Source organism: Pseudonocardia yunnanensis (assembly GCF_039534065.1).
GTDB classification, from domain to species: Bacteria; Actinomycetota; Actinomycetes; order Mycobacteriales; family Pseudonocardiaceae; genus Pseudonocardia; species Pseudonocardia yunnanensis.
On record NZ_BAAAUS010000001.1, the window covers coordinates 202,517 to 224,817 of the forward strand.

At 70.7% G+C, this 22,301-nt stretch carries 13 protein-coding genes; 3 read left to right on the top strand and 10 right to left on the bottom strand.

Features of this window, described 5'->3' with window-relative positions; all coding sequences use genetic code 11:
* Positions 1 to 21 precede the first annotated feature (21 nt).
* Positions 22 to 6,582, bottom strand: coding sequence for an eCIS core domain-containing protein (locus ABD743_RS00975; RefSeq protein ID WP_344717771.1), 6,561 nt, complete (start codon positions 6,580 to 6,582; stop codon positions 22 to 24).
* Between the two features lie 649 nt (positions 6,583 to 7,231).
* Here ABD743_RS00975 and ABD743_RS00980 point away from each other — a divergent pair.
* Positions 7,232 to 7,714 (top strand): DnaJ family domain-containing protein, encoded by a 483-nt coding sequence (locus ABD743_RS00980; RefSeq protein ID WP_344717773.1) that lies wholly within the window; start codon positions 7,232 to 7,234, stop codon positions 7,712 to 7,714.
* 3 nt (positions 7,715 to 7,717) lie between these two features.
* Here the strand turns inward: ABD743_RS00980 and ABD743_RS00985 are convergent, their stop codons facing one another.
* Genes ABD743_RS00985 through ABD743_RS01000 form a run of 4 tightly spaced genes read right to left on the bottom strand, consistent with a single transcriptional unit; the run spans position 7,718 to position 10,308 of the window.
* Entirely contained in the window at positions 7,718 to 8,680 is a 963-nt protein-coding gene (locus tag ABD743_RS00985; protein ID WP_344718759.1) for an EamA family transporter, read from the bottom strand.
* Positions 8,677 to 9,114 carry a GlcG/HbpS family heme-binding protein gene (locus ABD743_RS00990; protein ID WP_344717775.1) on the bottom strand — a complete coding sequence of 146 codons (438 nt, stop codon included), beginning with the start codon at positions 9,112 to 9,114 and terminating at the stop codon, positions 8,677 to 8,679. Before ABD743_RS00990 ends, ABD743_RS00985 begins: the two co-directional genes overlap by 4 nt.
* Positions 9,115 to 9,154: 40 nt before the next feature.
* Positions 9,155 to 9,574, bottom strand: coding sequence for a nitroreductase family deazaflavin-dependent oxidoreductase (locus tag ABD743_RS00995; RefSeq protein WP_344717776.1), 420 nt, complete (start codon positions 9,572 to 9,574; stop codon positions 9,155 to 9,157).
* Positions 9,575 to 9,594: 20 nt separating this feature from the next.
* Positions 9,595 to 10,308 carry a M50 family metallopeptidase gene (locus tag ABD743_RS01000; RefSeq protein ID WP_344717779.1) on the bottom strand — a complete coding sequence of 238 codons (714 nt, stop codon included), beginning with the start codon at positions 10,306 to 10,308 and terminating at the stop codon, positions 9,595 to 9,597.
* A gap of 93 nt (positions 10,309 to 10,401) precedes the next feature.
* Between ABD743_RS01000 and ABD743_RS01005 the strand changes: the two genes are divergently transcribed.
* Positions 10,402 to 11,307, top strand: a complete 906-nt coding sequence (locus tag ABD743_RS01005) for a helix-turn-helix domain-containing protein (RefSeq protein WP_344717781.1) — start codon at positions 10,402 to 10,404, stop codon at positions 11,305 to 11,307.
* Between the two features lie 54 nt (positions 11,308 to 11,361).
* Here ABD743_RS01005 and ABD743_RS01010 read toward each other — a convergent pair whose 3' ends face one another.
* Positions 11,362 to 11,997, bottom strand: coding sequence for a LysE family translocator (locus tag ABD743_RS01010; RefSeq protein ID WP_344717782.1), 636 nt, complete (start codon positions 11,995 to 11,997; stop codon positions 11,362 to 11,364).
* 281 nt (positions 11,998 to 12,278) lie between these two features.
* Here ABD743_RS01010 and ABD743_RS01015 point away from each other — a divergent pair, with 281 nt between their 5' ends.
* Positions 12,279 to 13,748, top strand: coding sequence for an aldehyde dehydrogenase family protein (locus tag ABD743_RS01015; protein ID WP_344717783.1), 1,470 nt, complete (start codon positions 12,279 to 12,281; stop codon positions 13,746 to 13,748).
* Positions 13,749 to 13,823: 75 nt separating this feature from the next.
* Here ABD743_RS01015 and ABD743_RS01020 read toward each other — a convergent pair whose 3' ends face one another.
* The 4 genes from ABD743_RS01020 to ABD743_RS01035 form a co-directional block, all read right to left on the bottom strand.
* Positions 13,824 to 16,823, bottom strand: coding sequence for a bifunctional [glutamine synthetase] adenylyltransferase/[glutamine synthetase]-adenylyl-L-tyrosine phosphorylase (locus tag ABD743_RS01020; RefSeq protein WP_344717784.1), 3,000 nt, complete (start codon positions 16,821 to 16,823; stop codon positions 13,824 to 13,826).
* 82 nt (positions 16,824 to 16,905) lie between these two features.
* Entirely contained in the window at positions 16,906 to 17,742 is an 837-nt protein-coding gene (locus ABD743_RS01025; RefSeq protein WP_344717786.1) for a GNAT family N-acetyltransferase, read from the bottom strand.
* A 49-nt stretch (positions 17,743 to 17,791) separates the two neighbouring features.
* Complete coding sequence (gene glnA, locus ABD743_RS01030; RefSeq protein ID WP_344717788.1) at positions 17,792 to 19,135, bottom strand: type I glutamate--ammonia ligase; 1,344 nt, start codon at positions 19,133 to 19,135, stop codon at positions 17,792 to 17,794.
* A gap of 11 nt (positions 19,136 to 19,146) precedes the next feature.
* Positions 19,147 to 22,095: a BTAD domain-containing putative transcriptional regulator gene (locus tag ABD743_RS01035; protein WP_344717789.1), complete on the bottom strand. Its 2,949-nt coding sequence runs from the start codon at positions 22,093 to 22,095 to the stop codon at positions 19,147 to 19,149.
* Positions 22,096 to 22,301 lie beyond the last annotated feature (206 nt).

The window sequence follows — 22,301 nt, forward strand, 5'->3', positions numbered from 1 at the left end:
GACCCTGGAACGGTGGCGGCACTACTTGGGGAGATAAGTTTCCTGCGCGGACATGGAGACCGTGACCGGGAGGGCGAAGCTCATCGTCGAGGACGACTCCCGAAAGAAACTGCCGGGAGGCTGAAGCCCGGGATAGAAGGTCATGGCGAATATGGCGTGGCCCTGGAAGCGTGCCTGCTGCTGGGTCACCTTGGAGTTGGAGACGAGCCGGCCACCGATCTGCACCTCCACGCCTTTTCGGTTGCGCCACGAGCCGCCACCGGAAAACGTCACGGGACCGATACCGAGCTGGCTGTTCGACTCGTGCAGGTTCGAGCTGCGCTCCCGGCCTCGGAGTCGATCCGTACTCTCGGCCACGAGCGCGACGTCGGCCTTGGACTCGCGGAGGAAGTCGAGAAGCCAGCGGTCGTTGTCCTTCACCTGAGCGGTGAGCGTGATCCGCCCGGGCCTGAGGCCGTTGATCTCTGTGGTCTCCAGCGGCACACCTTGGGTCATCGCCGGCAGGTTCACCATGATCTGTTCCGCACTCAGTTCGCTCAGGATCGTGGAACGATACTTGCTCCACGCACCCCCGTAGATCATGTTGCCGTAGACGTCGAGCATCTTCTCCACGGAACCGAAGTCGGGCATCGTGCTTATGTGATCGTGCTCGAGCGTCCCCTTGGCGGGCCTCCGGCCGGCATTCTCCGCGCCGGCCCTCCCGGCACGCTTGTCGTCGTGCCGAGAGAAGCGGGCGTCCTCAGCGTTCTCGACCTCGTGAGCATCCGCGGTCTCGACCATTGCGGTGAAGCGCACCCTCGCCTCTGGAGTACGGGACGCACCCGCGGCACTCTGCTGGGCCTCGGCCCTGCGTTGCTCGGACCAGTTCTGCTCCGCCACCAGATCTTTCAACTCCCCGACTTTCTCGGTACGGTCCGCTTCAGCGCGCCTCTTCTCGTCGTCGGAGATTCCGGGGGCGGCCAATTTGTCGTCCAGCGCACGGACTTCCTTGCCGATTTCGTCCCACCGTTCCTTCCGGTTCTTGAGGTACTCGGAGGAGGGCCCGCGCCCCGTAGGAGTGGCCGCACCGCTCCCACTCGGCAGGTCGAACTCGAAGTGGAGTAGCGCCACGCCGTCGTAGACGCTGCCCGGGTCCTTCGACTTGGTACCGACACCCGTCTGACGAATGCGGGTTTGCCCGCTGCCGGAGTCCGTCCCGCGCTCGTAGGTGTAGGTCTGGCCAGGCGTGACGGCGGTTCCGGCGTCTGGCTGGGTCACGGTGCGGGTCAGCTGGGAAGCCTCGCGGTAGAACACGCGCCTGTCCTCGTCCAGGGGCCCGTCCGCACCACCGCTGAGGACGAGACCGCCGGCGATCCCGGTGTTGAACTCCACCGGCTCCCCGATGTGGGTGGCGTGCGCCATCTCTTCCACGCTGGCCGTGATGGTCACGTCGCCGTGTTCGCCCAGCGGGATCTCCCAGCCCCGGCCCGCCATCATCGACCGGAACCTCTGTTTGAGCTCGTCGATGTTGAGCTGCGCCTCCAGGGCGGGCCGTGCGGCGTTCCACTTCTCGGCGGACCCGAATATCCGCTCGGCGCGTTCGTCCAACTGGCTCAGAATGGCCGCCGCTGAGAGCTGCGCGGGCGGTTCTGCCCGCGCAGCCGACGCTCCTGCGGTCTGCGTCGCGGCTCCTGCTTCGGTCTGCGGCGCTGACGCTCCGACGGGTTGCCGCTCGTTCGGCGGCAGAAGGTTCAGGACGACGTCGGACTCGCCGAGGCGAAGCGAGTCCTTGATCCGGTCGGGCACGCTGAAGAGCTTCGACGCCCCTCCTTGCCCGGCCTCCTGGGGCATGTCGCGTGCCGGGAAGGCGAACTCGCCCGTCATCACGGCCTGCGCCTCGATGGGCTCCGCAGACCCGCCCACCTCTATCTCGATCGTGAAGGTGACGCTGCCCTCGAACAACTGGGCCGGTTCGACGATCTTCGCCCTGTTCACCGTGCCACCGGTGACATCCTGGGTGCTGCCGGAGGTGTCGTCCATGTTCACGGTGAAGCCGACGGGGTTGGCTGTCAGGGCGGCGCCCTGGGGTTGAGCGGCCACGCTCAGCGTCTGGTTCTGACCGATGTACCGGTTTCGGCGCACCGACTGGGTTCCTCCGCCGGTCGTCGAGTCCGAGCCGACCTCGAACTCGAACTTCGGAACGGAGTCCGTGTGCTTGGTCATGGTGGCCTGCGCGCCCACGATGGCGACATCCGCCGTGACGTCGCGCGCCCCGGCCGCCATCGCAGGTACGCGCACCGACGAGCCCCACCGCCGTCCGTGGGTGAGCGCCGGGATGAGCGGCTGGATGACGGCCCGGTCGAACACCGGGAGCAGTTTCGCCTGGGCCACCTCCCAACGGTCACCGAACCTGTCGCCGATCGCTCCGCGGACCGCGTTGATCACGGCCATGTCGTTTCCGAGCTGGACCACCACGTCCGAGAACCCGATCTGGTGACTGGATCGCACCCTCATCGGTCCCAAGCCACCTCCGGCGGCCGGGGCGGCCGGCGGCGCCGCGGCGACCTCGGTTGCCGAGGGCGCGGGCTCTTCGGACCGCCCGGCAGTGCTGTCCGCACCGACCACGTGCTCCTCGGTGTGCGCGTGGGGCAGGGCCACCAGGAACTGGAGCTGGGTCGGCGGACGGGCGACCGGCGCCTGTTCACTGTGGATGAGCATGAGCGTCACCGATGCCGTGCCGAGGAACACGTGCATCGGAGCCTGGGGCCTCGCGAACTTGCCGCTGGCGATGCTGCCGAAGGCCTGCGTCGCGCGGGTTCCTCGTTGCCACCGCCTCCGGGCGCCGACGGTGGGTGCCGGAGCGTCCACAGTGACGTTCGGCGTCGGCGTCCGAATCGTGGCGGCGCCTCCGACCTCCGCCCCCACACCCTTGTAGGAGTTGTGCCGGCTGCCCGAGCTCGTACTGACGTCATTGAGCACGTTGAGCTCGGCCTTCGGGCTGAGCTCCCGTACGTACTCCAGATCCTGCAGCGTCGCGGTGGCCGACACCCATGCTTCCCCGTAGGGGGGCTTCAGGGGGTTCAGCTGCCGGGGTGTGGGCACTTGAGGAATCGGCAGAATCAGCGGGGGGCTCTGCAGCGGCACCCCCCGCGACATCGCCGCGATCGACGACGCCAGACGCTCGCGACTGAACGTGCCGAGAACGGTCGCCTCGAGGCCCGCCCACGAACGGCCGAGTTGCTCCTCCCCGAACTGGCCGGCTGTGTCGGCCACGGGATTGTGTGCGCCGCCCTCTCCGGCAAGGACGTCCAGGATGACCGCGGTGGAAGGCAGCCCTCCTCCGTTCCTCGGCCCGCCCCCGCCCCCGCCCCCGCCCAGGATCCCCGTGCTCGCCCGCCGGATCTTCTCTCCCGGTGTGAACGGCGGCGCGGTCAAGCTTTTCCGGATCCCCTTCGCCACGAACTCCTGCGGGTCTTTGCTTCCCGGATCGATCGCCTCCGCGGCATCGACGATCGCTTGGAAACCGATCCTTGCCTCTCCCAGGTTCGGCTGTCCGGGCTGCCCGGGCCTGCGCACCTTGAACGACAGCTTCGCCACACCGTCGAAGACCGCGCCGGGAACCTTCATCTTCATTCCGACGCCGGAACGCGCGGCGCCCTGCGCGCTCTCCCTGCCGTCCCGGCCGTACTCGGTGAAAGGAGTGACGGTCAAGGATCCGGTCGCCGCGCCGCCACCCAGACCGGACAGTCCGATGGGAGCAGTGACCTCCCCACGCTCATTGCTGCCCTCGCTCGACGACATCGAGCCACTGGTGTCCGTCCCGACGTTGAACTCCGTCTCCTTCGTGGTGTGGTGGTGTGACATCGAGACGATCTCGGCGCCGATCCGGATGCTGCCGAACTCCTGCGGCAGCGGGAACGCAAGACCGTCCCCGACCATCATCGCTTTCAGATCCCGCTGCAGCGACGTGATGCTGACGTACGACAGGATGCCCTTCTGAACCGCCGGCCAGTCTGTTCCGAACACTGCGCGGCCGGTGTCCTCGATGGAGCGCAGCAACCCGGACACCCCCGCGCTGCTGAACGTCCCCCTATCGGTGAGCGCGTGCACGTCGTTGACGACGTCCATGCCCCCCAGCGCGAGGGTCTGCTGCACCCGCCGCGGCGGGAGCAAGCGCATCGCAGGGCCTGCACCATCGGAGACCGGGGTGGCCACGTCCGCGGAAATTGCGTCGATCGTCCTCGACTCATACCGTTCTTTGCCGCTCTCCACCCGCTGTCGAGGGCCCACCACATAGAACGAACGCGGACCCTGAAGCTCGGAGAAGTCGAACTTCAGCTGGATCCGGCTGTCCAGAATTGTGGCCTTTTCCTTGGTCTTCGTACGGGCGAAAGCCCGACCGGTACGCGCCGTCGCGCCACTCGAGAATTTGTCCTGCAACACTCGCCCGGTGGGGGTCACCCCCAGGGTGGGCCCGCCCTCGATAATCGGAATGGTGCCGCCGAATTGGCCTTGGAGCCTCTCCCGCGACTCCGAGAGCTCGCTGGTCGAGCTGAACCGGTCACCACCCGCCTCGAACTCGACCGTCTTCGGATCGAGCGTCTTGACTTTCATGACGCGGGCGGACACCGTGATCGGACCGGACCAGCCGCCGACGTCCATCGGTACGGTCACCGAGTCGCCTCGCGTCATCGCGGAAAGCCTCGGCTGCAGCGCAGCGAGGCTCAGGGTGTCGGCCCATTGCGCCCTGGCTTCCTGCCTGTCGCCTGCGCTCAACGTGAAAGGCAGAGCGCTGACGAGGCGATCGACGACCACATCCTCACCACCTTGAATGGTGATGACCCGGTCGCCACCGCTCAACCAGCCCTCAAGGATGCGCCCGGGCAGACTCGGGGCCGGAGGCTGGGCCGGTGCGTTACCTGCCTGCGCCGGGACCTCCTGGTCCTTCACCGCCGCTTTCGGCTCTGTCGCCACCTTCGTCGCCATGGATCCCGGCCGCGAACGCGGCACCTCACGGATCTCGGGGCTCGCAGGCTCCGGCGCCACCGATCCCTGCCGCGAACGCGGCACCTCACGGATCTCGGGGCTCGCAGGCTCCGGCGCCACCGATCCCGGCCGCGAGCGCGGCACCTCGCGGATCTCGGGGCTCGCAAGCTCCGGCGCGACACCTCCGTCCGAGCCCTCTCCGTCGTGTTCGCTCGACCGGATGCTCTCGGCATCCGACGACAAAGACTCCGGGGTGGGCGGGAGCGGCCGGGGCCGGCCGCCTCCGCCGGCCTCGTTCGGCACCGCGCTGTCAACGCTGGATGCCGCACTCTCGATGGTCGGTGCCGCACTCTCGACGCGCGCAGTGTCACCCGCGGCCGTGTCTGCGCCCGCACCGCCCGAGGCCGGCGCCGCACCGGGCGGGAAAAGGTACCGACGCCTGCCGAGTCGTCGACGCTGCTCCTCGACCTCCTGCGCCGTTCGACCGAGCGGGTCACGCGGCCCGACCTCGGAGCTCCAGGACGAGATCCTCGCCTGTCGCGCGGCATCGTCCTCGATCGAGGAGGACCCTGCTGCTGCCTCGGTGATATCGGCCTCGTCGACCGACCCCCGTACGGCCTCGATCGAGGAGCGCCCCGACTCCGTCGTCGCCCCGGGCGAGGGCGGCTCCGCCGGACCACCCGAGGCCGACGTCTCGACGGGAGGGAGAAGCTGCCGCCGCCAGCCGAGTCGCCTGCGCTGATCCTCGGCCTCCTGCAGCGTCCGACCGAGCGGGTCGCGCGGCTCGACCTGGTCGCGCCACACCGAGATGCTCGCCAGCAGCTCCGCTTCCGCCTCGGCATCGGCCTCCTCGATCGACCCGCGCACGGTGTCGATCGAAGAGCGCCCCGACTCCGATGCCACCCCGGGCGAGGGAGGCTCCGGCGCGACGGCCTGCGTTTCCGCTGTCTCTCCGCCCGGGACCGGCGCTCCGACGGGAGGGAGAGGCTGCTGCTGCCGCCAGCCGAGTCGCTGACGCTGGTTCTCGATCTCCTGTTCGGTGCCACGTCGCTGACCGAGCCAGTCACGCGGAGCAACGTTGTTGCGCCACGCCGAGATCCTCGCCCGCCGCTCCCCTTCGGTCTCCGCCCCCGCCTCGGTGATGTCGGCCTCCTCGACCGACCCACGTGCGGTATCGACGGAAGAGGCTGCACGTTGCACCGCGACACCGCCCGCGGAGCCCGTCTCCTCCGGAGGACCACCACCGGCGACCCGCTGGACCGGCGACGCCTGCGACACGAGGGCGTCCGCGGTGGCATCCGCCTCCCGCTCGAACCGATCACCCGGATCACTCACCCGCAACCCGTCGCCGCTGTCGGTACCGGCCACCGGTCCCTGCCGCTGCTGAACGACGTGGGTGAGCTCATGCGCCAAGGTGCGCCGGTCGACCGGACCACGGAACACCACGTGATCACCCGAAGTGAAGGCCTCCGCGTCGACTGCGGCCGCCGCCGAAGTGCTCGCAGGATCGCCGCTGTGCACCCGGACGCTCGAGAGATCGGCGCCCAACGGTCCCTCGAACTCCTGGCGCTGCTCCGCATCCAGCGGCCGACCCGGCGTGGCCAGCACATCGAGCACAGCGGAACGCTGCACAGGAGCGGGTACGTCCTGCTCGCTCGTGGTGGCCTCTTGATCGGAGCTCGCCGTTCGCTGCTCACCAGCCAATACCCGGGCGACGGCGGCATTTCCCGCCAGCCTCTGCAGCCTCAGAACCGACTCCGGAACCGACTCCGGAACCGCTCCGACTTCCCGTGGAGCTTCCACCCTCCGCACCGATTGATCCTGATTCGCTGCGGTGACGCTTTCCTGTCCGGAGCGTCCTGTTCGCACTTAATTCCCCTTGCCCACGGTGACGCAGCGACTGCGCAATGAGACGATCTTCGTCGGGGTTGGCTGCGCCCCAGGAACACGAGGATGTACGGATCGGAAAATCCGAATGGCCGCACGGTATTCGCTGCTCATGAGCCGGATTTCAACAGCAACACAAGTGCCTCGCCAAATATGGCCCGGAATCCGGACAGCACGACTTCGGAACGGGCCAGGAGCGCTCGATTACTGCGACTGATCGCAGTCGTGGCGCCTTCAGCTCGACTCGTCAGAAACGAAAACTCCGGCCGCGCGAGAAGCGGGCCGCTGACCAGTCCCGACAGTGCGGTTCACCCGCGTCGCAGGCCGATCTCCCGCGGTACGGTCGGGGCGGCGACGAGCTGTTCGAGGAGGTGGCGCTGTGGTGGATCCCGGAGCGCACTGTCACGAGTCGGTGGTGGACAAGCAGATCCGGCTCGCTCAGGAGCGGGGCGACTTCGACAACCTGCCGGGGAAGGGCAAGCCGCTGGCCGGTATCGGTGATCCGCACGACGAACTGTGGTGGGTGAAGGGCTACCTGAAGCGGGAGGGGCTGACGAGCGAGATGCTGCTGCCGCCGTCGATCCAGCTGAGCAAGGAGCTCGACCGGCTGCCGGAGACGCTTCGCGCTTTGGCGTCCGAGCAGGAGGTACGGGATGCGGTTGCGGAGCTCAATCTGCGCATCGTCGAGTTCCTCCGCGCCCCGTCGGGACCCAGGGTGCGGATCGGCCGGGTGAACGCGGACGAGGCTGTGCGCCAATGGCACGCCGTACGTCCCGTCCGCGCTCGTCCCGCCGATCCTGTGGCTCCGGCTCGTCCTCCACGGCCGGCACCGTGGTGGCAGCGGCTGCTCCGCCGGCGCTGATCCCTACGGCAGGCCGGGTTCCGGCTCGACCAGCGCGACGGGCCGGGCCGTGTTCGTGAACGCCACCCCCGTGAGGATCAGCACGCCGCCCAACGCCTGCACGACGGTCGGCACCTGGCCGAGCAGCAACCAGGACGCGACAGCCGACGCCACCACCTCCAGCAACGCCACCAGCGCACCGCGGGAAGCACCGATCCGGGCGATCGCGGCCACCCCGGTGAGGTAGGCGATCACGGAGGAGACGACGACGAGGAGCCCGGCCGCGACCGGCCACCCGACGTCGACGCCTGCCAGCAGCACGCCGGTGGCCCCGATGTCGACCACCACGGGCAGCACCCCGAGGAGCCCGAGCAGTCCCACCACGACGGCACCCACGGTCATCCCGACCCCGGCGAGCACCAGCGGCGGGGTCTCGTTGCCTGCGCGGTCGGCCAACAGGAAGTAGGCCGCCTGGCACAGCGCCGCAGCGAAACCCCAGGCGAGCCCCTCCCAGCGAAGTCCGATCCCGCTCCAGACCTGCACCACCAGGGTCAGTCCGAGCAGGGCAACGGCCGCGCCCAGCACCGTGCGCGGGCCCGGCGGCTGCCCGCGGACCAGCCACACCCACAGGATCACGAAGACCGGACCGGTGTACTCCAGCAGCAGCGCGACCGTCACGGGCAGGTACAGCAACGCGTTGAAGAACGCGACCTGCACACCGGCCATGGCCAGCAGCCCGTACAGCACGAGCGCGCCGCCGTCGGCCCGCACCGCGGCCATCACGCCGGGCCGCACGACCGCGAGGATCACGAGCAGGATGACGGCCGCCCCGGCGAGCCGGACGAAGGCCGCCCCGGTGGCTGACCACCCCGCATCCGTCAGCGCCTTGGCGAACGGCCCCGAGAGACCGAATGTGACCGCCGATACCAGCGCGAGAGCGAGACCCGCCCCCGCGTGACTTCGGCCGACGGCAAGACCGGTGCTCAGCCCTCCGCTCCGGTCTCGGACACGAGGCCGGCCGCCGCGATACCCGCGAGGGCAGCGGCCTCGTCGTTGAGCGACGCGTCGCCGCTGACACCCACGGCACCGAGCAGCGTGCCCTGTGCGTCACGGATGAAGACACCGCCGGGCACCGAGACGATCTTGCCGCCCGACAACGCGACGAGCGAGGTGTAGATGTCCGGGGAGTCCGCGGCGCGCGCGGCGAGCGCACGGTTGTTGATCCCCATGCCGAGGATGCCCCAGGCCTTCGCGGTGGCGAGGTCCGGCCGAAGGTATCCGGAACCGTCCTGGCGACCGAGGGCGACGAGCGCGCCCCCGGTGTCGAGAACGGCCACCGTGAGCGGCTGGAACCCCTGTTCCGTGCCGTGCTCCAGCGCGGCGCGCACGATGGTCTGGGCCTGCTCGAGCGAGATGGTCACTGCATCCTCCGGGTCGACGACGGTCAGGCCTGATCTTGCCTCAGGACGCCCTGGTCAGCCGGAGGACGGGGATCAGCCGCGTCGTCTTCGCCTGGTACTCCCCGAAGCCTGCGCGCTCGGCAACCACCCGCGACCAGATCTCGTCGCGCTCGGGCCCGGAGACCTCCTCGGCATGCACCGGGAACGTCTCGGTTCCCACCTCCACGGTGAACTTCGGGTTGGCCTTCACGTTGTGGTACCAGTCGGGGTTGGTCGGCGACCCACCCTTGGACGCGATGATCACCAGGGTTCCGTCGTCCTGCGGGAAGTAGACCAGCGGCGCCACCCGCTCCGTGCCCGACTTCGCGCCGATGTGATGGATGAGGATCATCGGCGCGCCGTCGAACGGGCCGCCCACACGGCCCTCGTTCGCCCGGAACTCGTCGATGATGCCCTGATTCCAGCTGTTCCAGTCCCTCAACGTGTCTCCTCGCAGCGTGCTCAGAAGAGCAGTACCCAGACCGCGGCGACCACGGCCCCACCTGCGAGCAACCAGAACAAACCGGCCCACATTCCACCCGGAAAGGGCGTCAAGCGGGCAAGCATGTCGGCGTCGGAACTTCCGTGCAATCCGCGGCGCCTGCCCCGCTGCAGCTCCCGCACCGCACGGAGCCCACCGAACACCAGGAACCAGCACAGCGCGGCCGCGAACCCGTCCTGCAGGCGGGGCTCGCCCCACCCGGCCACCACGGCGACCAGGGCGCCCGTGGCGAGCACGGCGACCGCACCGTAGAGGTTCCGGATATGGATCAGGGTGGCAGCGAGCAGGCCGAGCGCGATCCACAGCATCAGCGAGGCCTGGTCGGCGGCCACCAGCACGGCGCCACCGACGCCCAGTAGCGACGGCGCGGGGTAACCGCCGAGGAACGTGAACACCAGGCCGGGGCCCCGCCGGGCGCCCGTGGAGACCGTCAGGCCGGAGGTGTCGGGATGCAGCCGGATGCCGGTCAGGCCGCGTCCGGCGACGACGGCCGTGAGCGCGTGTCCACCCTCGTGGGCGATGGTGACCACGGTGCGCGTCAACCGCCAGAGCACTGACCAGGAGACCGCGACGAGCGCCAGAACGGCCGCCAGCAGCACTCCGGGCCGGTCGGTGACGAGTGTGCTGACGGTGTCGATGACGGTCTGTACCGCCGAGGTCGCGTTGTCCCCCACACCTCGAGTCTGGCAGCGGTGACGGACCGGGCGCCGCGACGGCCCGTTAAAGACGTTGACCTTCCAGCCAGTGGAGACCCGACGATGGCCCGCATGACCGAGACGACGCTGCTGACGATCGGACAGCTCGCCCGCCGTTCGGGCGTACCGGTCCGCACCATCCGGTTCTGGTCGGACGAGGGCGTGTTACCCGAGACGGACCGCTCGACCGGCAACTACCGCCGCTACGACGCCCGTGCCGTCGCGCGGCTGGACCTCGTGCGAACGCTGCGCGAGCTCGGCCTCGGTCTCGACGACGTCCGGCTCGTGCTCGAGCGCAGACGCAGCGTCGAGGAGGTGGCCGCGGCGCACGTCCAGGCCATCGACAGCCAGATCCGAACCCTGCGGACGCAACGCGCCGTCTGCACGCTGCTCGCCCGCGGGGACTCCTCCGAAAGAAAGGTGACTCTCATGAACGACCTCGCCCGACTGTCCGCCGCCGAACGCCAGCAGCTGATCGACGAGTTCGTCGACAGCGCGTTCGCCGGCACCGACCCCGAAGCCCCGGGCGCGGGCATCGCCGGTGCCATGCGCATCATGCCTGCGCAGCTACCCGACGAGCCGACCACCGAGCAGGTGGAGGCATGGGTGGAGCTCGCCGAGCTCGTCACGGACCCGTCGTTCCGCGCGCGGGTACGGGAGATGGCCACCGCGGGATCCGAACCGGGTGCCGCCGATCCGCTGGTCGATCCGGCGGCGGTCATCGAGCACGCAGGCGCGGCGGTCGCGGCCGGCATCGCACCGGGATCGGCGGAAGGCCAGGCCGTCCTGCACCGGCTCGTCTCGCCGGAGCTCGACGCGGCGGGCCGGGACGATCTCGCCGACAAGACCGCCACCTTCACCGACCGGCGGGTGGAGCGCTACTGGGGGCTGCTCGGAACGCTCAACGGCTGGGAGCCCAGGCCACCGGCGGTGCCCGCGTTCGAGTGGCTGATCGACGCCCTCCGCGCCCACCCGTGACGCACCCACCCCCGCGAGTCGCCTGTCTCCCGGAACGTCGGCGACTCGCGGGGGTCAGTCCTTGCGGCCTGTCAGAGCCAGTCCGGCGCCCATCACGATCATCATGAGGCCACCGACGCCGCCGACGCGGCGCAGGCGGGCGGGTGAGGTGGCGAACCAGGCGCGGGCCGTACCGGCGGCCAGCCCCCACATGCTGTCGAGCGTGGCGGCGATGCATGCGAACAGCAGGCCGAGTACCAGCATCTGCGAGGTCGGACTGCCGGCGCCGGAATCGACGAACTGCGGCAGGACGGCGGCGAAGAAGATCAGCACCTTCGGGTTCGTCACGCCGACCACGACGCCCTGCCAGAACAGCCGCCGGTCGGCCGGGCCCGCAGTGCCCTCGAGGGCCGCCGCGAGGGATCCACGCGAACGGATCGTCTGGACGCCGAGGTACACGAGATAGATCGCGCCCATCAGCTTGAGCACGGTGAACACCTCGGCAGACTCCGTGGCGAGCGCCCCGAACCCGAGAGCCACCGCGACGACCACGAGCGAGGCTCCGACCGTGTTGCCCGCGACGCTGGTGAACGCGGCCCGCCGACCGTGGGCGAGCGCGCGGCCGACGATGAAGAGCACGCTGGGGCCGGGGATCACCACCAGCACGATTCCGGCGAGCGCGAAGGTGATGAGGGTCTCCACGGAAGGCACGGCCGCACGCTAACTCGGATACACCCTCTCGATCACCATGTTTCGACCCGTCCTCGTCGGAACACCCCGCGGCTCCCCGCGGTGTGCGAGCCGAGAGGCGGTCACGGGATCCCCTAGTTCCGCAGATGCGGTGGTAGAAGCGCAGTGAAACCGTAGACACGGACCCGGCGCCGTTGACGCAAGCATGATCCGCTGGCTAGCTTCGTCGTGTTCGTCCGGTGGACGAGTGCCCGCACACCGAACGCACGTCCACCGCAGTCGAACGCCGAGGGGTGCCCGCCATGCTCGACCTCACGATGACCATCAACGGTGCGGCCGCCACCTCCACCACCTGGTCGACCGTCGTCGACCCGGCCACCGAAGAACCCGTCGGACGTGTGCCGGACTGCACCCCCGAGCAGCTCGACGACGCAATGACCGCGGCCCAGAACGCATTCCCCGCCTGGGCCGCCGACCTCGAACAACGCCGCGCAGCCATGGAGGCGTGCGCAGTCGCCCTCGACCATGCCGCCGAGGAGCTCGGCGAGCTCACCACGCGCGAGCAGGGCATGCCGCTCACCGTGGCCGTGGCCTCCGCGCGTGGCGCCGCCTCCAGCTTCCGCCGCTACGCTGCGCTCGAGCTGCCCACCGAGACCGTCCAGAACGACGAGAGCGCGCTCGTGCGGATCGAGCGGCGGCCCGTCGGTGTCGTGGCCGCGATCAAGCCCTGGAACTTCCCGCTGGGCATGGCGATCGGCACCATCGCGCCGGCCTTCCGGGCCGGTTGCCCCGTCGTGGTCAAGCCGTCACCCTTCACCCCGCTGGCGACCCTGCGCCTCGGCGAGATCCTTCGCGACCACCTGCCGCCCGGTGTCCTGACCGTCGTCTCGGGCGGTGACGACCTCGGCCGCGCCATGACCTCGCACCCCGTCCCGCGGGCGATCTCGTTCACCGGGTCCGTAGCGGCCGGGCGCAGCGTCAACATCGCCGCCGCCGCCGACCTCAAGCGCGTTCTGCTGGAACTGGGCGGCAACGACCCCGCGATCGTGCTCGACGATGTCGACCCGGCGACCGTGGCCGAGTCGCTGTTCTGGCCGACGTTCAGCAACGCCGGGCAGATCTGCAAAGCCATCAAGCGGCTCTACGTCCCCGAGTCGATGCACGAGGAGATCGTCGAGGCACTCGCCGAGCGGGCGCGAGCCGTCCGCGTCGGGCGAGGCACCGAGCCGTCGGTCGAGATGGGTCCGATCAACAACCGGCCGCAGTACGAGCGGGTCCGCGAGCTCGTCGCCGAGGCGGTCGACGGGGGCGCCACGGTCGCCGCCGGGGGCACCGCACCGGACGGCCCAGGTCTGTTCTTCGAGCCCACCGTGCTCACCGACCTCGCCGACGACGCTCGGATCATCGAGGAGGAACAGTTCGGCCCGGCGCTGCCGGTGCTGCCCTACAGCGACGTCGCGGAGGCCGTACGGAAGGCCAACGCGACGAACTTCGGGCTCGGCGCGTCGGTCTGGTCGAACGACCCTCTGCGCGCCGCGGCCGTCGCCACCCAGCTCGAGGCCGGCACCGTCTGGGTCAACACCCACGGCCCGATCGGTTCGACGGCTCCGTTCCAGGGCGTGAAGTCCAGCGGGCTGGGCTCTGCGAACGGGATCTGGAGCGTCTACGCGTTCACCGACATCCGCACCGTCTATCAAGCCCGCTCGGGCGCGAACGTCTACCAGGCCCCCGAGGCCGTCGCCACCACCACCGAGCTCGGCACAGAGGGCTGATGGGCCACGAGCACCGCTGCGCGCAGCCTGCCGCGACGGATCGCTCGTCCTCATCCGCTCAGTCGCCTCGACGGGCTACCAGCCGTAGAACACGCGCTCCACGACGGCACGGGCCCGCCGGGTGGTGCGGCGGTAGTCGTCGAGGAAGACACCGGGGTCGCCGTCCGGCGGATAGCCCATGGCAGCGGCCACGGCCGCCAGCTCCCGCCCCGACCGGGGCAGTTGGTCGCCCGGCTTGCCCTTCACCAGCATCACGGCGTTGCGTGCCCGGGTCGCCATCGTCCAGCCCGCGGTGAGCTCCGCTGCGTCCTCGGCCGTGAGCAGCCCCGCCTCACGCGCCTCCCGCAGGCCCTCCAGGGTGGAGGTCGTCCGCAGTTCCGGGATGTCGCCCGCGTGCTGCATCTGCAGCAGCTGCACGGTCCACTCGACGTCGGCGAGACCGCCGTGGCCGAGCTTCGTGTGCGTGCTGCGGTCGGCCCCGCGGGGGAGCCGCTCGTCGTCGACGCGTGCCTTGATCCGGCGGATCTCGGTGACGGTGGCCGCGTCGATCCCGACGGCGGGGTACCGGATCGGGTCGATCATGTGCAGGAACCGCCTGCCCAGGTCGGCATCGCCTGCAACGACGGTGGCCCGGAGCAAGGCCTGCGCCTCCCAGGCCTGCGACCAGCGGGAGTAGTACTCACGGAAGGACCCGATGGTCCGCACGAGCGGGCCGGAGCGCCCCTCCGGGCGCAGGTCGGCGTCGACCACGAGTGCGGGGTCGGGGCTCGGAGCGGCGAGGCGCCTGCGGACCGTCTCGGCCACGGTGGTGGAGTAGCGCACCGCCTCGTGGTCCGACGCCTCGCCGACGGGCTCGCACACGAACATCACGTCGGCGTCGCTCGCGTAGCCCAGTTCCGCGCCGCCGAGCCGGCCCATCCCGATCACCGCGAGCCGGGCGGGCGGCGCCTCGTGGCCGATCGCCCGCTCCACGGACTCCAGCGTGGCCTGCAGCACGGCCACCCACACCGAGGTGAGCGCCGTGCACACCTGCTCGACATCGAGCACGCCGAGCAGGTCACCGCATGCCACGCGCAGTATCTCGTGCCGCCGCATCGAGCGCGCCGTGGCCGCGGCGCTGTCCGGATCCTGCTGCCGTGCGACGGTGGCGCGCAGTGATCCGGCTACCTCGGCCGGGTCGCGGGCCAGTTCGTCGGCATGTCCTGCCGTTGGCGCGGCGAGGAGGCGCAGGACCTCCGGCGCACGCACCAGCAGGTCCGGGACCAGCGCGGACGTGCCGAGCAGCCGCATCAGCCGTTCCGCCACGAGCCCCTCGTCGCGCAGGAGCCGCAGGTACCACGGCGTGGTCGCGAGCGCCTCGGACACCCGGCGGTAGGCCAGGAGGCCGCGGTCGGGGTCGGGGCTGCGCGCGAGCTCGTCGAGCAGCACCGGCAGCAGAGTCTGCTGGATGGACGCAGCACGCGACACACCCGAGGTCAGCGCCCGCAGGTGGCCTAGCGCGCCCTCCGGCGAGGCCCAGCCCAGCGCGCCGAGCCGGGCCGCCGCCGCCTCCTCCGACAACCGCGCGGAGTCGGGCGACAGCCGGGAGACCGCGGTCAGCAGCGGCCGGTAGAACAGCTTCTCGTGGAGCCTGCGGACGCGCCGCGAGTTGCGCGTCCACTCCGCCACGAGCACGCCGACGACGTCGTGGCGCCCGTCGGGACGCAGCCGCGCAGCGCGGGCAAGCCAGCGCAGCCCGTGGGTGTCGTTCTGGGACGGGAGCAGGTGGGTGCGGCGCATCCGCTGCAGCTGCAGCCGGTGTTCGAGCAGGCGGAGGAACCGGTAGGACGCCGCCAGGTTCGCGCCGTCGTCGCGCCCGACGTATCCGCCGTCGGCGAGGGCGGCCAGAGCCTCCAGGGTGGACGGGGAACGCAGCGCCTCGTCGGTGCGCCCGTGCACGAGCTGCAGCAGCTGCACGGCGAACTCGACGTCGCGCAGGCCGCCGGGACCCAACTTGAGCTCACGTTCCGCGTGGTCGGGACGGATGTGCTCCTCCACGCGGCGGCGCATGGCCTGCACATCGGCGACGAAGTCGTCGCGGCCTGCGGCGTTCCACACCATCGGCGCCACCGCCTCGGCGTACGCCGCTCCCAGCTCGGGGTCACCCGCGACGGGCCGCGCCTTCAGCAGCGCCTGGAACTCCCAGGTCTTGGCCCATCGTTTGTAGTACGACACATGCCCGTCGAGGGTCCGGACGAGCGCACCCTGGCGGCCCTCGGGACGCAGGTTCGCGTCGACCTGGAAGCAGGCCTCCCCCGCGATCCGCATCACCCGGCTCGCGAGCCTGGTCTGCGTCTGGTCGGCGGGCTCCGCCACGAACACCACGTCGACGTCGCTGACGTAGTTCAGCTCGTGGCCGCCGGTCTTCCCCATCGCGATGATCGCCAGCCGGCCCGGCTCGTCCCCCGCCTCCGCGACGGCGACGGCCAGCGCGGCCTGCAGCGCGGCGGCAGCGAGGTCGGCGAGCCGTGCCGCGACGTCCTCCAGGGCGAGCACCGGGAGATCGGGCTCCCCGACGGCCGCGAGATCAGCGGCGGCCAGGAGGAGCAGCTCGTCGCGGTAAGCGACGCGCAGGGCGGCGATCGCCTCCGACCCGGTGAGCGTTGCGGCCGACCCGCCCGGCGAGCCCGCGGGTGGGGCGGCCGGGTCGGCCCCGACGGCGCGGAGGATCGCACCACGCGCGTCGTCGTCGTGGTCGGGCGCGTCGGTGACCAGCCGGTGCCAACGGTCGGGGTGGGTGACGAGGTGGTCGCCGAGGGCGGAGGAGCTGCCGAGGAGCGCGAACAGCCTCCCGCGCAGGCCGGGGTCGGAGCGCAGTGCCGCGTCGAACTCGTTCCGGTCGGACGCGGCGTGCGCGAGCCGCTCCACGGCGCGCAGAGCCAGGTCGGGGTCGGGGCTGCGGGCGAGCGCCCACATGACCTCCTCGGCGCCGTCGGCCGGCCTGTCGCCGACCCACCAGCCGAGCTCGTCGAGCGTGGCCTCCGCCCACGACTCGGTCAGCCCGAGCCGGGCGAGCGAGGTACCGGTACGCGTCACGGAGCACGATCCTGCCGTAGCGGGAGGCCGCAGTGGAGGTCGAGTTCGCCATCGGTTCGGTGGCGCTGCCGGGCCGTCCCGATCATCGCTCGAAGCGAAGCTCCAGTGCGTCGTGCAGTGGGCGATAGCCGATGCGTGGGTAGAGCCGGTTCGTCGTCGGGTTGGCGAGGTCGGTGAACAGCAGCACGTGTTCGGCGCCCTCGTGAAGCGCCCACCGGGACGCTGCGGCCGTCACCGCCGCGGCATATCCGCGGCCGCGGCGCTCGGGCGGGGTGTACACGGGCCCGATCCGCGACATCCCCGCCGTGACCGCGCGCGCCGACGCCTGCGCGACGGGGATGCCGTCGACCTCCCAGAGCAGTTCGCCCGTGCCCAGCCGCAGCGAGCGGGCCGCGAGTTCCCGGGGCGAGAGCGCGCTCGTCCACGCGCCCCGGTCGGCCTCGTGGAAGGCGAAGCGCCAGTCTGCGAGCAGGTCGAGGTCACCCGCGTTCGCACGCCGGGCCGCGCCGGGCACTCCTGTCGGGGGCACGAGCTCGTCGAGGGTGAACAGCCGCGTGCGCTGCTCCACCAGCACCCTCGCCCCCGTGCGAGCGACGTGCGCAACAGCGAACGCCTCGGCCACGCCGGTGGGCCCGCTCACCCCGGGCAGATCCGGGTCGGCGGCCAACGCATCGTCGACGGCCGCCGCGTGCCCGGGCTGCAGCGCCGAGACGAGAACGGGCCGGCCGGGGGTGCGCAGCGCCGCCCCCACGACCTCACCGGCGTCGTGCACCGTCAGCAGCGCCGCCGCACGCTCCTGACCGCGGCACAGCGCGTCGAGCACGCTGATCTCGGTTGTGTGCCGGACCGGGTCGGACCAGAGCAGCGGAAGGGCCGGGCGGGCGAACGCCTGCACGTCGTTGTGGACAACAAGATCCATGCGCGCAGACCCTGCCTTGCCTCCGGCCAGTCCGGCGACTGGTTTGCGGTCAGAGGACGGGCAGGTAGGTACGCAGCTCGTAGGGGGTGACCTGGCGCCGGTAGCCGTCCCACTCCGCCCGCTTGTTGCGCAGGAAGAAGTCGAACACGTGCTCGCCGAGGATCTCCGCGACCAACTCCGAGTGCTCCATGGCCACGAGCGCCTCGGTGAGGTTCTGCGGCAGCGACTCATAGCCCATCGCCCGACGCTCGGTCTCGGTGAGCGACCAGACGTCGTCCTCGGTGGGCGGCGGGAGCTCGTAACCCTTCTGCACGCCGGTGAGCCCGGCGCCGAGGATCACCGCGAACGACAGGTAGGGGTTGCAGGCGCTGTCGAGCGTGCGGATCTCCACGCGGCGCGTGGACGCCTTGCCCGGGGAGTACATCGGCACCCGCACCAGCGCGGAGCGGTTGGCATGGCCCCACGACACCGCCGTGGGCGCCTCGCCGCCGGTGATCAGGCGCTTGTAGGAGTTGACCCACTGGTTGGTGACAGCGCTCATCTCCCGGGCGTGCCGGAGCACACCCGCCACGAACGCCTTGCCCGTCTCGGAGAGCTCGAACGGGTTGTTCGGGTCGTGGAAGGCGTTGCGGTCGCCCTCGAAGAGCGAGAAGTGCGTGTGCATCGCCGAGCCGGCGTGCGCGGAGAAGGGCTTGGGCATGAAGGACGCCCGCACGCCCTGCATGATCGCGACCTCCTTCACGACGTACCGGAACGTCATGATGTTGTCGGCCATCGTGAGCGCGTCGGCGTAGCGGAGGTCGATCTCCTGCTGCCCGGGGCCACCCTCGTGGTGGCTGAACTCCACGGAGATGCCCATCGACTCCAGCGTCTCGATGGCGTTGCGCCGGAAGTGCGGGGCGATGTCGTGGCTGGCCTGGTCGAAGTACCCGCCGGAGTCGGCGGGCTGAGGCGGCGACCCGTCGTCGGGCAGGTCACGCAACAGGTAGAACTCGATCTCGGGGTGGACGTAGCAGGTGAAGCCGGCCTCGCCCGCCTTGCTCAGGGCCCGTCGCAGCACGTGCCGCGGGTCGGCCCACGACGGGGAGCCATCGGGCATCGCGATGTCGCAGAACATCCGGGCCGAGTAGTGCTCGCCGGACTGGCTCTCCCACGGCAGCACCTGGAACGTGGAGGGGTCGGGTCGCGCGACCATGTCCGACTCGTACACCCGTGCGAAGCCCTCGATGGCGGACCCGTCGAAGCCGATGCCCTCCGCGAACGCCCCCTCGAGCTCCGCCGGAGCCACGGCCACCGACTTGAGATAGCCGAGCACGTCGGTGAACCAGAGGCGCACGAAGCGGATGTCGCGTTCCTCGAGTGTGCGGAGCACGAACTCCTGCTGGCGGTCCATGGGCGTCGAGCCTAGGAACGTCGCGTTACAGGCATGTTTCCTCGCTGCTCAGGACCTGCTACTTCCAGTACCCGATCAGTGGCCTGCGCCCGCCGTCGCACTCGTCGTGGCCGTGAGGGCGAGGCGCCCCTCCCGGAACTCTGCGGCGCGCGTGCAGCAAGACGTTCCTCCAGACGGGCGTGGCGGAACTGGTACACGGCTCCCACCTGTCGCAACACACCGCGGCGGTGGGCGTCGTCAAGGAAGCGCATGAGCCGCAACGGGGTGCTGCCCCGTGCAGCCAGCCAGGCGCGCGTGACGACAGAGGCACCCCAGGCCCGGGCGAGGCACACCGTGAGACCGACCGCCAGACCGAAGACGAGGCCGACCGCGAAGGCCGTGGCCGGGTCCGGCGCGGACCGAAAGACCAGACCGCCGATCGCGGCACCCGCGAGTCCGTAGATCACGCTCCCGACCATCCTCATCAGGAAGTGGCCGAGCAGCGCGGCCGCCACCCCACCGGCGAGCACGAGTGCGAGGTCGAAGCGGCCGTCCAGTACCCCGAGAAACCGGGTCTCACGGGAGAAGGCGAAGGCCATCGCGTAGAAGAGGCCGAGCGACACCGTCAAGGACAGCGCGAACCACGCGGCGGCCGCCCGGTCGTTCCGCAACACGCTGGCCGGGCTCGACACCCCCCGCACGTCGACCGGGGTACCCAGCCAGACGTGCACCCCGATGGACAGCCCGAAGACCACAGCGAGTAGGCCGATCACCCCGGGCGACAACGACCAGCCGAGCCCCAGGCACACCGCGATCACGACGCCGATCACGAACCTGCGCAGAAATCTGCCGCCGGTGCCCCGCATCCGGAACTCGACGTGCATCGGCCCGGGCCGTCGTCCGACGGCGTGCGCCAGGCAGCCGGCCAGTACGAACGACAGGCCGTAGATCGTCCCGACCAGGGGGCCGCCGGCGAGCCAGCCGCTGAGAGCGAACAGCACGGCAGGCGGCAGACCGAGGTACAGGCTGCTGACCAAGCGCGGAACCGACCGGTCGAGCCGCCACCATGCGAGGTTGCGGGCAGGCAGCCGGTGCACGTGCTGGGCGAGGAACGTGAGCCACCGCTCGGCCTGCCGCGGGTCGTAGCTGCGCCCGGACGCCGGGCTGCGGTGCTGCGCGGGCGGGGCAGGCGCTTGCCGGTAGACGGCCGGCAGGTAGGCGTCCAGGAGGTGGCCTTCGATCGCGCCTCTGTCGGGGAACCGGGTGGGGTCGCAGAGATCGGCCGGGTTCGAACCGGGATGCGCGTAGGCGGTTCTCGCCAGGTCGACCATCAATGGGGTGCGGAGTGCCTGTGCCGGCGGACCGTCCGGGTGCTGGCGCAGGTGGTCCACGAGGGGCTGCCAGCGGGTCTCACCGAGCCTCCTGCGCGCGGTGAGGAACGCGATGGCGTCCTCGACGACCACCGGTTCGATCTCGACGACGGCCGCGCTGGCCAGCATCGATCCCGCCTGGTTCACGGCGAACTCGTAATCGGTGCTGCGACACGTCACCACGAGTGGTCGCCCGCCCGCCACCGCCCGGTCGAGTGCGTCGATCGCCGCGGCGTGCAACGCGGGAGGCGTCTCGTCGAGGCCGTCGAGCACCGGGATGATCCGGCCCTCGAGAACGAGCCGCGTGGCGGCGTCCGGACCGTAGGCGGACCGGTTCGCCAGAGCCGGGTACTCCTCGACGAGCCTGCGGGCGAGCCATCGGTGCAGATGCTCGCGGTGGGGGTTCCACGACGCCAGGGGCAGCAGCACCGGGATCGGCTCGCCGGGCAGCGGATCGGCGAGCAGCCCCAGGGTGAACAGGATGGCGAGCACCGACTTGCCGGCGCCGGGCTCCCCCAACACCACCATCTGTCGCGCGGGGATCTGCCGGAACTGCGCGACCACATCACCGAGGCCGCCGCACAGGGTCAGGCGATCGGGCCGGGCGCCGTCCGGCCCGTCACCCAGCACGGCGGATGCGACCGCCGCCACCTGTCGTCCCGTGCCCGACCACCTCACCGGAACCGGTTCGGGCCGGTTGAGCGACCGCATCTCGACCTCGACCGTCCACTGGCGGGAGATCGCCGACGCCAGTTCGCCGACCGCCCTGTCGAGACGGTCGTCGCGCGGGCCCGCGAAGGGCTTCTTCGGGGCGCCACCCGCCTCGGCCGCCGGTGGCCCCGGCTCGCTCCGGGGCGGCTGCGGCTCACCGGCGAGGATGCGTTCGTGCAGCTGGAGCACCTCGCTGCCGGGATCGATGCCGAGCTCGTCGACGAGGCGCGTGCGCAGCTGATGGAAGACGTTCAGCGCGTCGGCCTGCCGTCCGCCGCGGTGCAACGCGAGCATGAGCTGCGCGTGCAGCTTCTCGCGCAGCGGGTGCTCCGCGACCAGCTCCATCAGTTCGGCGGAGACGTCGTGGTGCTGCCCCAGCGCGAGTTGCCACTCGACGCACTGCTCGATGGCGCCGAGCCGTTGCTCGTTCAGCAACGTGACGCGGTTCGCCAGCACGGAGACGCACAGGCCGTCGAGTACGGCGCCGCCCCAGAGCCCCAGTGCCGCGCGGGCCTCCCGAACGGCGTCCGGGAGCCGGCACTCCGCGGCGAGCTGCCGGGCGTCGGAGAGACCGCGGGTGAACCGCAGCAGGTCCAACTGCTCCTCGGTGACCGCCATCCGGTATCCGGGCCCCTCGGTGACGATGACGTGACCGCCACTCCTACCGCTGCCACCCAGGCGCTCCCGCAGCACCGACACGCAGTTCTGCACCTGCTTGACCGCGGTTGCCGGCGGCTCGTCGTCCCAGACCGCCTCGACCAGCTTCGACAGCGGCACCACCGAGTTGGGCGTCAGCAGCAAGGCCGCCACCACCCGCTGATGCCTGGTACTCGGCAGCGCCACTCTGTCCCCGTCGTTGGTGACCTCGAGTGTCCCGAGCACGCGGAACTGCAACGCCATGCTTCCCCCCGCACGTCCAGCGCAGTGGATGCTACCGGTAGTAGCCGATTGACCACCGTTTGCGCCGAATTCCGCTAGAAGGACGGCGCAGGGACACGGTGATGACGAGGACTGTCACGGTCGGTCAGCCGCGTCCGCCACGAACGGCGCACGGGTGCGGCGGATCGGTGATTGCCAGTCGTGGGGGGTTGTCAATCACCGTTCCG

Bases quoted from the DNA above. Each gene is read 5' to 3' on its own strand.
- ABD743_RS01005 (WP_344717781.1), top strand. From the start codon at position 10,402: ATGACCGAGACGACGCTGCTGACGATCGGACAGCTCGCCCGCCGTTCG.
- ABD743_RS01015 (WP_344717783.1), top strand. From the start codon at position 12,279: ATGCTCGACCTCACGATGACCATCAACGGTGCGGCCGCCACCTCCACC.
- ABD743_RS01035 (WP_344717789.1), bottom strand. From the start codon at position 22,095: ATGGCGTTGCAGTTCCGCGTGCTCGGGACACTCGAGGTCACCAACGAC.
- glnA (WP_344717788.1), bottom strand. From the start codon at position 19,135: ATGGACCGCCAGCAGGAGTTCGTGCTCCGCACACTCGAGGAACGCGAC.
- ABD743_RS01025 (WP_344717786.1), bottom strand. From the start codon at position 17,742: ATGGATCTTGTTGTCCACAACGACGTGCAGGCGTTCGCCCGCCCGGCC.